Below are 13,612 nucleotides of genomic sequence, written 5' to 3' on the forward strand. Positions count from 1 at the left end.
ATTGTGTCTGTTTGCTTTGTCGCTATTCCTATCGGCCGTGCAAGCACAAAGCTTAACCATGGGTGACCAAATGCCTGACTCATTGCAACTCGTTATCGGCGCCGATCCTTCGGGCCAGCCGATCGCCCAGGCCATGCGCCTGGCCAACCGTCACGGTTTGATCGCGGGTGCTACCGGTACCGGCAAGACGGTCACCTTGCAACGGATGGCCGAAGCCTTCAGTGATGCCGGCGTGGCGGTGTTCGCCGCCGATATCAAAGGTGACTTGTGTGGGTTGGGTGCCGCTGGGAACCCCCAGGGCAAAGTCGCCGAGCGGATCGCGGGGATGCCTTGGCTGAACCACAAGCCGGCGGCGTATCCGGTAACCCTGTGGGATATCCACGGTCAGTCCGGTCATCCATTGCGCACGACATTGAGCGAAATGGGGCCGTTGCTGCTGGGCAGCCTGCTGGAACTGACCGACAGTCAACAATCGGCGCTATACGCCGCATTCAAGGTCGCGGACCGCGAAGGCCTGTTGCTGCTGGATCTCAAGGACCTCAAGGCGCTGCTCAATCACCTCAAGGAACACCCGGAGTTGCTGGGAGAAGACGCGGCGCTGATGACCACCGGATCCAGCCAGGCGTTGTTGCGGCGCCTGGCGACCCTCGAACAACAAGGCGCCGAGGCATTGTTCGGTGAGCCGGCGCTGCAACTGGAGGACATCCTGCAACCGACCGCCGACGGGCGAGGGCGCATTCATCTGCTCGATGCCAGTCGTTTGGTGCATGAAGCGCCGAAGGTCTATGCGACCTTTCTGTTGTGGCTGCTGGCCGAACTGTTCGAGCAATTGCCGGAGCGCGGTGACGCGGACAAGCCACTGCTGGCGCTGTTTTTCGACGAAGCGCATTTGTTGTTCGCCGGCACCCCCAAGGCTTTGCAGGATCGTCTGGAACAAGTGGTGCGGCTGATTCGCTCAAAAGGAGTGGGCGTGTATTTCGTCACCCAATCGCCGGGCGACTTGCCGGATGACGTGTTGGCCCAATTGGGCCTGCGCATTCAGCATGGCCTGCGTGCTTTCACCGCCAAGGAACAGAAATCCCTGCGGGCGGTGGCGGACGGCTTCCGGCCGAACCCGGCATTCGATGCCTTGTCGGTGCTGACTGAGTTGGGTATCGGTGAGGCTCTGGTGGGTACCTTGCAGGAAAAGGGCACGCCGGAAATGGTCCAGCGGGTGCTGGTGGCGCCTCCGCAATCCCGGATCGGGCCGCTGACTGACACCGAACGGACGATGCTGATCGCCGGGTCACCACTGCAGGGGCGCTATGACAAACCGATCGATCGCGAGTCGGCCTATGAAGTGCTGATGGGGCGCAAGGGGCTGGCGCCAGAAGCCGAAGCCGCGCCTGGCAAACCGGCAGCCCAGGAGCCGAGTTTCACCGAGCAGGCCGGGGAGTTTCTCGGCACCGCGGCGGGGCAGGCGTTGAAATCGGCAATGCGTCAGGCGGCGAACCAATTGGGACGGCAGTTGGTGCGGGGGTTGATGGGGTCTCTACTCGGAGGCAGCAAACGCCGCTAAAAAGCAAGAGATCGCAGCCTGCGGCAGCTCCTACATGTTGAGCGCGTTTCCCTGTAGGAGCTGCCGCAGGCTGCGATCTTTTGATCTTGTTTCAATCTTTGGGCCTGGCATGCGCCGCCAATCGCTCCAGCGCCGCCCGCAGGTTCGGATCGCTGATGCCATCGGCCGTTGCCTGAATGGTCGCCGCCGCATCCGTGGACAAATCGATGGTATGCCCGGCAGCGCCTCGATGAACGGTAGGTGGCTGCACTTTGAACAGAATTCGGGTGAGACTGGAAAACTCATCGAACATCTGCAACTGCCGTTGCAGGCGTTTTTGCTGGTAGCGCAGGCGGGTGGCCCAATGGCCATCGGTGACGATCAACAACAAACTGCCTTCGCGCCACGACGCCACATGGCAGTGTTCGCGAGCGGCGGGTTGCAGTTGGCTGTCCAGCAGCCGTTGCAGATGACCCAGGCGTTGGGCATGACCGAGGATGGCTTTGAGCGGCTTGGCTTCGCGTAGCAGGACGGCGGGTGCTCTGGCCGTAAGAGGGCGAAATGCCATGATCAGACACCTGAAGTAACAGAGCCGCCATGGTAGCAGAAAGCACGGGTTGAACCCGACCCATTGCTTTGCGCGCGCTTTACCCATTAAATCAACAGATAACTTCTGCCTTTCATGGCTTGAAGTTCAGCCATTTGTCCCTATTTTAAGTGAGCCCCGTCAAAGCGCTGTGCCAGCATCGTGGAATAACGCCACTTTCCTCACCATCGTTTCCGGGTAGAATGCTCGTTCGCATGCGGCCATGAGGGCTGCACGGGCGTCGCTCACGGGGCCGCCCTCCATCCCTTTAGTGTGGAAGATCCTGCCGATATGTTTGCGCCTTTGTTAAAGAAACTTTTTGGAAGCAAGAACGAGCGTGAAGTCAAGCGCATGCTCAAGACGGTGCAACTCGTCAATTCTTTCGAAGAGCAAATGGTGGCCCTTTCGGACGATCAATTGCGTGCCAAGACGGATGAGTTCAAGGCCCGCATCGCCAAAGGGGAAACCCTCGACAAGCTGCTGCCGGAAGCATTTGCGGTCGCCCGCGAAGCCGGCAAGCGCGTCATGGGTATGCGTCACTTCGATGTCCAGCTGATCGGTGGCATGACCTTGCATGAAGGCAAGATCGCCGAAATGCGTACCGGTGAAGGCAAGACCCTGGTGGGAACACTGGGCGTTTACCTCAACGCGCTGTCCGGCAAGGGCGTGCACGTGGTTACGGTGAACGATTACCTGGCCCGCCGTGACGCCAACTGGATGCGTCCACTCTACGAATTCCTCGGCCTGACGGTCGGCGTGGTCACACCATTCCAGCCGCCGGAAGAGAAGCGTCTTGCCTACGCTGCCGACATCACTTACGGCACCAACAACGAATTCGGTTTCGATTACCTTCGCGACAACATGGCGTTCAGCATGGAAGAAAAATTCCAGCGTGAACTCAATTTTGCCGTGATCGACGAAGTCGACTCCATCCTCATCGACGAAGCCCGTACTCCGCTGATCATCTCCGGTCAGGCCGAGGACAGCTCCAAGCTGTACATGGAGATCAACAAACTGATCCCGCAGCTGGAACTGCACGTCGAAGAAGTGGAAGGCGAAGTCACCAAGGCTGGCCACTACACCGTCGACGAGAAGACCCGCCAGGTAGAACTCAACGAAGCCGGCCACCAGTTCGTCGAAGAGGCGCTGACCCGCCTGGGCCTGCTGGCCGAAGGCGAGAGCCTGTACTCGGCCCACAACCTGAGCCTGCTGACTCACGTTTATGCCGGTCTGCGTGCGCACAAGCTGTTCCATCGCAACGTTGAATACATCGTGCAGGACGGCCAGGTTGTCCTGGTCGACGAACACACCGGTCGTACCATGCCGGGCCGTCGTTTGTCCGAAGGCCTGCACCAGGCCATCGAAGCCAAGGAACACCTGAACATCCAGGCCGAAAGCCAGACCCTGGCATCGACCACCTTCCAGAACTACTTCCGTCTGTACGAAAAACTGTCCGGCATGACCGGTACGGCCGACACCGAAGCGTTCGAATTCCATCAGATCTACGGCCTGCCGGTCATCGTCATCCCGACCAACAAGCCGCTGGCCCGTAAGGACTACAACGACTTGGTGTTCCTGACCGCCGACGAGAAATACGCGGCAATCGTCAACGACATCAAGGAAAGCATGGCCGCTGGCCGTCCGGTGCTGGTGGGTACTGCCACCATCGAAACCTCCGAGCACATGTCCAGCCTGCTGGTGAAGGAAGGCATCGAGCACAAGGTTCTGAACGCCAAGTTCCACGAAAAGGAAGCCGAGATCATTGCCCAGGCCGGTCGCCCGGGTGCACTGACCATCGCCACCAACATGGCCGGTCGTGGTACCGACATCCTGTTGGGTGGTAACTGGGAAGTGGAAGTGGCCTCCCTGGAAAACCCGACCCCTGAGCAGATCGCGCAGATCAAGGCCGACTGGCAGAAGCGTCACCAGCAAGTGCTCGAGTCGGGCGGTTTGCAGGTGATCGCCTCCGAGCGTCACGAATCGCGCCGTATCGACAACCAGCTGCGTGGTCGTGCCGGTCGTCAGGGTGACGCCGGTTCCAGCCGTTTCTACCTGTCGCTGGAAGACAGCCTGATGCGTATCTTCGCCTCTGACCGGGTGAAGAACTTCATGAAGGCCCTGGGCATGCAGCCTGGCGAAGCGATTGAGCACCGCATGGTGACCAACGCCATCGAAAAGGCGCAGCGCAAGGTTGAAGGTCGCAACTTCGACATTCGTAAACAACTGCTCGAGTTCGACGACGTCAACAACGAACAGCGTAAAGTGATCTATCACATGCGTAACACGTTGCTGGCCGCCGACAACATCGGTGAAACCATCGCCGACTTCCGCCAGGACGTGCTCAACGCGACCGTCAGCGCACACATTCCGCCGCAATCGCTGCCGGAGCAGTGGGATGTGGCCGGTCTGGAAGCCGCGTTGCAGAGCGACTTTGGTGTGGCCTTGCCAATCCAGCAGTGGCTCGACGAAGACGACCACCTGTACGAAGAAACCCTGCGCGAGAAGCTGATGCAGGAACTGGTGGCTGCGTACAACGAGAAAGAAGATCAGGCGGGCGCCGAAGCGCTGCGCACCTTCGAGAAGCAAATCGTTCTGCGCGTCCTGGATGACCTGTGGAAAGACCACCTGTCGACCATGGACCACCTGCGTCACGGTATCCACCTGCGTGGCTATGCCCAGAAGAACCCGAAGCAGGAGTACAAGCGCGAGTCGTTCACGCTGTTCTCCGAACTGCTGGATTCGATCAAGCGCGACTCGATCCGCGTGCTGTCCCACGTTCAGGTACGCCGCGAAGATCCGGCCGAAGAAGAAGCCCGTCTGCGTCAGGAAGCCGAGGCACTGGCCGCGCGCATGCAGTTCCAGCACGACGAAGCTCCAGGCCTGGAGCAACCGGAACTGCTCGGCGAAGAGGTCGATGTGGCCCTCGCTGCCGCACCGGTTCGCAATGAGCAGAAGCTGGGCCGCAACGAGCTGTGCTACTGCGGTTCGGGCAAGAAGTTCAAGCATTGCCACGGGCAGATCCAATAAAACCCGTTTGATACGCTGAAATACCCGCGCCGCGACCGGCTCATGCCGTCGCGGCGTTTTACCATTCAAACCACCGCCTAGTTGAAAAAAGAGCGCAGCGGTGCAGACATCATCTAGTGAGGAGCGCATTCATGGCTGTTGGTCTTGGTCCTTTGCCAACGTTGCACCCGGTTGCCGGTTTTGAACTCGGTATCGCATCTGCCGGTATCAAGCGCCCGGGGCGCAAGGATGTCGTGGTCATGCGCTGTGTCGAGGGTTCGACAGTCGCTGGCGTGTTCACCCTGAACGCCTTTTGCGCAGCTCCGGTAATCCTGGCCAAGCAACGCGTGCAGGGCCCGGTGCGTTACCTGCTGACCAACACCGGCAATGCCAACGCCGGTACCGGTGAGCCGGGCCTGGCCGCCGCCGAGCGCACCTGCGCCAAGCTGGCTGAGCTGACCGGAGTCGATGCCAGCCAGGTGCTGCCGTACTCCACCGGTGTGATCGGCGAGCCGCTGCCGGTCGAGAAGATCGAAGGCGCTTTGCAAGCCGCCCTCGACGACCTGTCGGTTAACAACTGGGAAGCTGCCGCCACCGGCATCATGACCACCGATACCCTGCCAAAGGGTGCGAGCCGCCAGTTCCAGCACGACGGCGTAACCGTCACCGTGACCGGCATCAGCAAAGGCGCGGGCATGATTCGCCCGAACATGGCCACCATGCTCGGCTACATCGCCACCGATGCCAAAGTCTCCCGTGACGTTCTGCAGAACCTGATGCTGGATGGCGCCAACAAGTCGTTCAACCGCATCACCATCGATGGCGACACCTCGACCAACGACTGCTGCATGCTGATCGCGACCGGTCAGGCGGCATTGCCGGAAATCACCCGTGCCGAAGGCGAGCTGTTCGCCAAGCTCAAGCAAGCGGTGTTCGAAGTGTGCATGGACGTGGCGCAGGCCATCGTTCGCGACGGTGAAGGCGCGACCAAGTTCGTGACCGTTGAAGTCAATGGCGGCGGCAATCACCAGGAATGCCTGGACGTCGGCTACACCGTGGCCCACTCGCCGCTGATCAAGACCGCGCTGTTCGCTTCCGATCCGAACTGGGGCCGAATCCTGGCCGCCGTTGGCCGTGCCGGCGTACCGAACCTGGACGTGAGCAAGATCGACGTGTTCCTCGGTGAAGTGTGCATCGCCAGTCGTGGCGCGCGTGCTGCCACCTACACCGAAGCCCAGGGCGCGGCAGTGATGCAGCAGGAAGAAATCACCATCCGTATCGAGCTGGGACGCGGCGACTGCAGCGAAACCATCTGGACGACCGACCTGTCCCACGAGTACGTGAAGATCAACGCCGAGTACCGTACGTAACACCGATTCGTCCCTGTCGCGAGTAGGTCGAGTCGTCGCACCGTCGCTCCCACAAAGGCCTGCGCTGGACTTGTGGGAGCGAGCCTGCTCGCGATGGCGATTTGCCGGTCACCCGCTAGACTGGCTTGTCCCTATATTTAAAGGTCCCGAACATGAGCCTGCACCTGATCATCGGCGACAAACTGCTTTCCTCCTGGTCCCTGCGCGGCGCTCTGGCTCTCGACCTGGCCGGCGTCCCCTATACCGAAGAACTGATCAAACTGAACCAGCCAGATACCCGCGAGCGTCTGCTCAAGCATTCGCCGACCGGCAAAGTCCCGCTGTTGAAGACCGAGCACGGCACCATCGCCGACTCCCTGGCGATTGCCGAATATCTGGCTGAACAATTCCCCGACAAGGGCCTGTGGCCCAAAGACACCGCTGCCCGCGCCCAGGCGCGTTCGGCCTGTGCGCAGATGCACAGCGGATTCTTTGGCATGCGCGGCAATATGCCGTTCGACCTGAGCCATGACGCGCCGTTGGCGTCGGTTCCCGCCGAAGTCCAGGCGGATGTCGAGCGTATGTCAGCCCTGTGGGCCGAGTGCCGCGCCGCAGCCACCGAAACCGGTCCGTATCTGTTCGGTCGGTTAAGCCTGGCCGACGTGTTCTTCGCCCCGATCGCTGTGCGCCTGCGTACCTATCAGGTCAAGTTGTCGGCGGTCGACGAGGCTTATGTTGAAACCATCTACCAATGGCCGGCCTTCAAGGCCTGGCAGAAGGCCGGACTGGAGGAAATCGAGCGGTGAAACGCGTACACGTAGCGGCTGCCGTCATCCGTGACGACAGCGGCAAAATCCTCATCGCCCGCCGTGCCGATACACAGCACCAGGGCGGGTTGTGGGAGTTTCCCGGTGGCAAGGTCGAGGCCGATGAATCGGTCGAAACCGCACTGGCCCGTGAGCTGCAGGAAGAACTGGGCATCGTGGTCAGCGCGGCGCGCCCGTTGATCAAGGTCCGCCACGATTATCCCGACAAGCAGGTGTTGCTGGACGTCTGGGAGGTCTCGGCATTTACCGGCGAGCCTCACGGTGCGGAAGGCCAGCCATTGGCGTGGGTTACGTCGCGTGAGTTGTCGGGATACGAATTCCCCGAGGCGAACCGGCCCATCGTCGCCGCGGCGCGGTTGCCCGAGCAGTACCTGATCACTCCGGAAGACCTGGAGGCCCCGGCCTTGCTGCGCGGGATTCAGAAAGCCATCGCGGGCGGTATCAAGTTGATCCAGTTGCGCGCGCCGAACGGTTACGACCCGAAATACCGCGATCTGGCGGTCGATGCCGCGGGGCTGTGCGCTGGCAAGGCGCAGTTGATGATCAAGGGGCCATTCGAGTGGCTGGGAGACTTTCCCTCCGCGGGCTGGCACATCACCTCGGCGCAATTGCGCAAATACGCGGCCGCCGGTCGGCCACTGCCCGCATCGCGCTGGTTGGCGGCCTCCTGCCACAACGCCGAAGAACTGGCGCTGGCCGAGGACATGGGCGTGGACTTCGTGACCCTGTCACCGGTACAGCCGACCCTGACGCATCCGGGGGCACAGCCGTTGGGTTGGGAACAGGCCTCGACCTTGATCGAAGGCTTCAGCAAGCCGGTGTTTCTGTTGGGTGGAGTTGGCCCGGCGGAAGTCCAGAAGGCCTGGGCGGCAGGTGCCCAGGGTGTGGCGGGGATTCGGGCATTCTGGCCTGAAGCCTAGTTCTGCGTAGTAGCTGCTGGCCCTATCGCAAGCAGGCTCGCTCCTACAGTTGATCTTTGGTGTTCACAGATAGTGTGTCCACAGAAAGTCCATTGTGGGAGCGAGCTTGCTCGCGATGGGGCCAGTGACTTTATTGCTCAAGCCTCAGGCTTGGCCGCCGGTTGCCACAAAATCTCTGCAACCCCCTGACGCCGCGCTATTACCCGCGCCACCACAAACAGCAGATCCGACAACCGATTGATGTACGCCAGACCCACCCCGGCCAGCGGCTCCAGCGCATTCAAATGCTGGCAACGACGCTCGGCGCTGCGGGCCAGGCTTCTGCACACGTGAGCTTGGGCGATCAACGCTGACCCGCCCGGCAAGATGAAATTCTCCAGCGGCCCCAACTCTTCATTCCACACATCGATCGCCGCTTCCAGGCGCTCAATCTCTGCGCTGTTCAACGCCTGATACTCCGGCATTGCCAGTTCGCCACCCAGGTCGAACAACCGATGCTGGCAGGGCGCCAATACCTCGCTCACTTCCTTGAGTCCCGGATGTTCGACACTTGCTGCTCCCAGCCCGGCCAGCAGTACGCCCACCTGACTGTTCAATGAATCGACCTCGCCAATGGCCTCGATCCGCGGATGATCCTTGGGTACGCGGCGGCCGTCGCCCAGGCCGGTTTCGCCCTTGTCGCCGGTGCGGGTGTAAATCTTCGACAAGCGAAAGCCCATGGCTTACCTCGATAGCTGATTGAGTTCTTGAGAAACCACCGGAGTGCCCGCCAGGGGCAGGCGCAAGGTGAAGCAGGTGCCCTGGCCCAGGGTCGATTGCACTTCCATCTGTCCCTTATGGTTGTTGGTGATGATGAAGTACGACACCGACAGGCCAAGGCCTGTGCCTTGGCCGATTTCCTTGGTGGTGAAAAACGGCTCGAACGTCCGCTTGCGTACGCTTTCGCTCATACCGATACCGTTGTCCTCCACCTGGATTTCCGCCCAGGGCGGATTGAGTCGGGTGCGCAGGATGATCCGCCCTAGCTCGCTGTCGTCTTCACGCAGGTGAATGGCCTGGGCAGCGTTCTTCAGCAGGTTGAGCAGCACCTGTTCCAGTTCGTTGGCGGTGCCGGGCACCGGTCCCAGTGCAGGGTCGAACTGGCGAATGATGGCCTGGCCCTTGAAGTCGAAACCGATCGCCAGGTCAAAGTCGTTACCGGCGATTTCCACGGCTTGATCGATCAGCGCCGGCAGGTCGCAAGGGGCCATTTGCCGGGTGCTGCGACGACTGAAGCTGAGCATATGGGTAACGATTTTCGCCGCACGGGCGCCGGCCTGCTGAATCCCATCGAGCAGCTGCGGCACCTCCCGCGCTTGCAGGTAGTTGTTGACCGTGGACAGTTCGATACCGATCTGTTCCGCCTGTTCGAGGTTCTTCGGCAAGTCCGGAGACAAACGCCGACGAATGTTTTGCACGTTGTGCAGGATGGCGCCCAGCGGATTGTTGATCTCGTGGGCCATACCGGCGGCGAGGCCGCCGACGGAAAGCATTTTTTCCGACTGCACCATCATTTCTTCCAGGGACAGGCGTTGGGTGATGTCGTCGATACGGATCACTACACCCCGTCCGGCGCCACCCATCAGCGGATAGAAGGTCAGGGCGTAATGCCGGGCGTCGTCGTCCTTGACCCAGGTGACACGTTCGATCTTGGCGACCGTGTGTTGTTCGACGGTTTGCTTGAGCTGCGGAAGAAAAGGCTTGAGCGGCTCAAATGCGAGGAAGATCGGCTGGTTCAGGGCTTCGTCCAGGCGAGTGCCGGAGAGGGCGCTGGCTTCCTGGTTCCATTGCGTCACGTAGAGCTGTTCGTCGAGGGCGATCAGCGCCGAAGGCATGGAGTCGATGATGCTGTTGAGGTAGTTCTGGAATCCGGTGAGTTTCTTCTCGATCTTGCTGCGTACCTGGACTTCAAGCTCCAGCTTGCGGTTGGTGTGCCGGGTTTCTTCCGCCAGCCCCTGGGCCTGATCGTAGGCTGCCTGGGAGTCATCCCGCGCCCGTTTGAGCTGCTGCTCCCGCGCTTCGATACGCGAGAGCATGGTGTTGAAGGCTTCGGCGAGGCTGCCGATCTCGTCGTGGTTGCCGCGGGACGCGCGCAGGGAGTAGTTCTCTTCCCGGGTCACTTGCCGCGAAAGCTCTTCGAGTTGATGGATTGGCCGGGTAATCAGGCGTTTGATCTGCCGGGCGATCACCAGCCACAGCAGCACACTGAAGATCAGGATGCCGAGACTGGCGGTCAGGGTCCCGGTATAGAACGCCATCGGCAGTTCGCTGCTGGCCACCAGCAGCAGATGCCCGGAGGCGGCGCCCGGGCGGGGCAGGGTGATCACTTGATTGCTGCGAAATTCGGTGGCTTGCCAGGATTCGATATGCCGGTAGCGTTCAGGCAGGTTCAGATGATCGCCATGTTGCAACTGCGCCAGGCGCTCGCCCTTGCCGTCATACAGGGCGGCGGCGCGCAGGGGGGAATAGCTGTTGAGTTCGTCGAGCAGGCGTTGCGCGCTCTGAGGCGATGCCAGGGCTTCGGAGATCAGGCTCGGGTTGGACACCAGCCGGCCAATGGTTTGCAGGGCCTGGGGCGCCATGCTTTCCTGGGAGATGTAATAGGCGGCGCTGATAAAAGTCAGGTTGGCGACCAGCAGGACGGTGGTCAACAGCACCAACAGGGCGGCCAGCAGTTTCTGGCCGACCGGAAGGTTTTCAAGGCGCTGGCGCAATGGCATCAGGTTTATCGCTGCAAAGGAACAAGTGGCCAGCGTAGCCGCTGCTCAGTCGCTGGGCAATCCAAGGCTGTGCAGGCGAGCGATCAACCTCGATTCAAGCTGATTGAGGTGCGGCAGGTTCAGCTGGTGGCGCGCGGCAACTTTGCAGGCGTGACCGAGCAGATAGCTGATTTCCGTCCGACGCCGGCTGCTTACGTCCTGATGCATGGATGAGTAATTGGCGGCGGTGGCGTGGATCACCCGCTCGACTTCCTGCTGCAGGTTTTCGGCAGCGGCAGGCTGGCCGCAACGCTCAAGCAGTTCGGTCAGTTCGCCACAGAGGGTGGCGACTTCACAATGGTGTTCCTGCAAGCCGCCATTGCGGCAGTCGTGCAGCACCGTCAAAGGGTTGATTGCACAGTTGAGCGCCAGTTTGCGCCACAGCCTGGTGAGGATTTCGGTGCTCCACTCATGGGGAATTCCGGCGTCATTCAGATCGTCCAGCCAGATAGGTGCGACAGGATGGCCGGCGTCCCCCAGCCAGGTGAATCCGTGGCCGGCGAACACCACACGCCAGTCGCCATCGCGGAAGGCGCCTTCGGTGCTGGAGGCATAGATGCAGCGCGCCTGGGGAACCTGTGCCGCCACGGCGTCCTGGCTGCCCAGGCCGTTCTGCAGCAGAATCAGCTCGGCGTCCGGCGCCAGGCGCGATGCCACTTGCGCCACGGCATGCTCGGCGTCGTAGGCTTTGCAGGCGATCAGCAGGCGCTGGATAGGTTCTTGGCTGTCGGCCGTTTCGGCGGGTACCGGGTAGCACTGTTCCTTGCCGTGTTCGACCAGAGTCAGGCCGCCAGCCGCTTCATAGGCCTGCAAACGGGCGGCGTCGCGAAGGATCAGCCGTACCGGTACGCCGGCCCGGGCCAGGCGCGTCGCCCACAATGTACCGAGACTGCCGGCGCCCAAGACATGCCAGGTGGTGGCCATCAACTTTTTGCTCTGTTTAATGCGCGCATGGACGGCTCGCAGCGAATGAGGGGAAAGACCCGTTATAATCAGCGCGGATTTTTACCGCAAGCCAGGCGTGCTTCATGGGTGCGCCTTTTATTTGGAGAGATTACATGCCGTCGTTCGACGTGGTATCCGAACTGGACAAACACGAAGTCACCAATGCGGTCGAGAACGCCGTCAAGGAACTCGATCGTCGCTATGACCTGAAAGGCAAGGGCAGCTTCGAGTTCAAGGAAAAAGACCTGACCGTCAACCTGACTGCCGAAGCCGATTTCCAGCTCGAAGCGATGATTGAGATCCTCAAGCTGGCATTGGTCAAGCGCAAAATCGATGTGCAATGCCTTGAGGTCAAGGACGCTTTTGCCTCGGGCAAGCTGATGAAGCAGGAAGCCGTCCTCAAGGAAGGCATCGACAAAGAGCTGGCAAAGAAGATCGTGGCACACATCAAGGACGCCAAGCTCAAGGTCCAGGCCGCCATTCAGGGCGAGCAGGTGCGTGTAACTGGCAAGAAGCGCGATGACTTGCAGGAAGCGATCGCCGCACTGCGTGGCAAGGAATTCGGCATGCCGCTGCAGTTCAACAACTTCCGCGACTGACCTGCAAATCGGGAACCTCTCGGCGTTTTCAGCGTCCGACCCCCAAGTAACGGTAGAAACGATTGACCCCGAGCGGGCTCGATCTTTTCTACCGTTTATTTTTCGTGTGCCGGGTACCCGGAAATCAGGAGAACAAACATGGATTTGAATGCTGAGGTAGACAACCTGGTCAAGGTGTCCCAAGCCTGGATTCCGATGATCATGGAATACGGCAGTCGCGTGCTGCTGGCAGTGATTACCCTGGCGATTGGCTGGTGGCTGATCAACAAGGTCACCCGCAAGCTTGGCAGTCTGATTGCGCTGCGTAATGCGGATCAGGCCCTGCAAGGCTTTATTAGCAGTCTTGCGAACATCGTTCTGAAAATTCTGCTGATCGTCAGCGTGGCGTCGATGATCGGTGTGGAAACCACCTCGTTCGTGGCGGCTATCGGTGCGGCGGGCCTGGCCATCGGTCTGGCCTTGCAGGGCAGCCTGGCGAATTTCGCAGGCGGCGTGCTTATTCTGCTGTTCCGCCCGTTCCGCATTGGTGACTGGATCGAAGCCCAAGGTGTTGCCGGTACTGTCGACAGCATCCAGATCTTCCACACCGTGCTGCGTACTGGCGATAACAAGACCATTATTGTGCCGAACGGTAACCTGTCGAACGGTATTATCACCAATACCAACCGTCAGCCGACCCGCAAGGTGGTGTTCGACGTAGGCGTCGATTATGAAGCCGACCTGCAGAAGGCTCGCCAGGTATTGCTGGAACTGGCCAAGGATCCGCGTGTTTTGGCGGACCCTGCACCTCAAGCGGTTATTTCGACATTGGGCGACAGTTCGATCACCGTTTCCCTGCGTGTATGGGTGAAAACAGCGGATTACTGGGACGTGATGTTCATGTTTAACGAGCAGTCCCGTGATCGGTTGAAAACAGCCGGTATCGACATTCCATTTCCCCAGCGTGTAGTTCGTGTGGTTCAGGAAGCGGCAGTGCAGTAAGGCTGTTTTGTTTGTTGCTGAATAAACCCAAGAGGATAAAAGTCTCTTGGGTTTTTTTGTGACT

11 protein-coding genes are annotated in these 13,612 nt (G+C 60.4%); 7 read left to right on the forward strand and 4 right to left on the reverse strand.

Going from position 1 to position 13,612, the window contains the following annotated elements; genetic code table 11:
• Positions 1-70: 70 nt before the first annotated feature.
• Complete coding sequence (locus ABTV29_RS05795; RefSeq protein WP_433769225.1) at positions 71-1,558, forward strand: helicase HerA-like domain-containing protein; 1,488 nt, start codon at positions 71-73, stop codon at positions 1,556-1,558.
• Positions 1,559-1,649: 91 nt separating this feature from the next.
• Here the strand turns inward: ABTV29_RS05795 and ABTV29_RS05800 are convergent, their stop codons facing one another.
• Complete coding sequence (locus tag ABTV29_RS05800; RefSeq protein WP_433769226.1) at positions 1,650-2,105, reverse strand: DUF721 domain-containing protein; 456 nt, start codon at positions 2,103-2,105, stop codon at positions 1,650-1,652.
• Positions 2,106-2,414: 309 nt separating this feature from the next.
• Between ABTV29_RS05800 and secA the strand changes: the two genes are divergently transcribed.
• The 4 genes from secA to ABTV29_RS05820 all read left to right on the forward strand — a co-directional run bounded on the left by secA (position 2,415) and on the right by ABTV29_RS05820 (position 8,225).
• Positions 2,415-5,150 carry a preprotein translocase subunit SecA gene (gene secA, locus ABTV29_RS05805; RefSeq protein ID WP_433769227.1) on the forward strand — a complete coding sequence of 912 codons (2,736 nt, stop codon included), beginning with the start codon at positions 2,415-2,417 and terminating at the stop codon, positions 5,148-5,150.
• Between the two features lie 131 nt (positions 5,151-5,281).
• Complete coding sequence (gene argJ, locus ABTV29_RS05810; RefSeq protein ID WP_224541632.1) at positions 5,282-6,499, forward strand: bifunctional glutamate N-acetyltransferase/amino-acid acetyltransferase ArgJ; 1,218 nt, start codon at positions 5,282-5,284, stop codon at positions 6,497-6,499.
• A gap of 152 nt (positions 6,500-6,651) precedes the next feature.
• Positions 6,652-7,284, forward strand: a complete 633-nt coding sequence (locus ABTV29_RS05815; protein WP_433769228.1) for a glutathione S-transferase family protein — start codon at positions 6,652-6,654, stop codon at positions 7,282-7,284.
• Positions 7,281-8,225, forward strand: a complete 945-nt coding sequence (locus tag ABTV29_RS05820) for a Nudix family hydrolase (protein WP_433769229.1) — start codon at positions 7,281-7,283, stop codon at positions 8,223-8,225. The genes ABTV29_RS05815 and ABTV29_RS05820 overlap by 4 nt, the downstream gene beginning before the upstream one ends.
• Before the next feature lie 137 nt (positions 8,226-8,362).
• Here the strand turns inward: ABTV29_RS05820 and ABTV29_RS05825 are convergent, their stop codons facing one another.
• The 3 genes from ABTV29_RS05825 to ABTV29_RS05835 are packed head-to-tail and all read right to left on the reverse strand — an operon-like array spanning position 8,363 to position 11,947.
• Positions 8,363-8,944, reverse strand: a complete 582-nt coding sequence (locus tag ABTV29_RS05825; protein ID WP_433769230.1) for a cob(I)yrinic acid a,c-diamide adenosyltransferase — start codon at positions 8,942-8,944, stop codon at positions 8,363-8,365.
• Positions 8,945-8,947: 3 nt separating this feature from the next.
• Positions 8,948-10,984 carry a sensor histidine kinase gene (locus ABTV29_RS05830; RefSeq protein WP_433769231.1) on the reverse strand — a complete coding sequence of 679 codons (2,037 nt, stop codon included), beginning with the start codon at positions 10,982-10,984 and terminating at the stop codon, positions 8,948-8,950.
• 45 nt (positions 10,985-11,029) lie between these two features.
• Positions 11,030-11,947 carry a putative 2-dehydropantoate 2-reductase gene (locus ABTV29_RS05835; protein WP_433769232.1) on the reverse strand — a complete coding sequence of 306 codons (918 nt, stop codon included), beginning with the start codon at positions 11,945-11,947 and terminating at the stop codon, positions 11,030-11,032.
• A gap of 134 nt (positions 11,948-12,081) precedes the next feature.
• On the opposite strand from ABTV29_RS05835, the gene ABTV29_RS05840 reads away from it, so the two are divergent.
• Both ABTV29_RS05840 and ABTV29_RS05845 read left to right on the forward strand, forming a co-directional pair.
• Complete coding sequence (locus tag ABTV29_RS05840; RefSeq protein WP_042728748.1) at positions 12,082-12,567, forward strand: YajQ family cyclic di-GMP-binding protein; 486 nt, start codon at positions 12,082-12,084, stop codon at positions 12,565-12,567.
• A 138-nt stretch (positions 12,568-12,705) separates the two neighbouring features.
• Positions 12,706-13,548 carry a mechanosensitive ion channel family protein gene (locus ABTV29_RS05845; protein WP_433769233.1) on the forward strand — a complete coding sequence of 281 codons (843 nt, stop codon included), beginning with the start codon at positions 12,706-12,708 and terminating at the stop codon, positions 13,546-13,548.
• Positions 13,549-13,612 lie beyond the last annotated feature (64 nt).

The organism is Pseudomonas putida, assembly GCF_050989985.1.
Taxonomy (GTDB): domain Bacteria; phylum Pseudomonadota; class Gammaproteobacteria; order Pseudomonadales; family Pseudomonadaceae; genus Aquipseudomonas; species Aquipseudomonas putida_AI.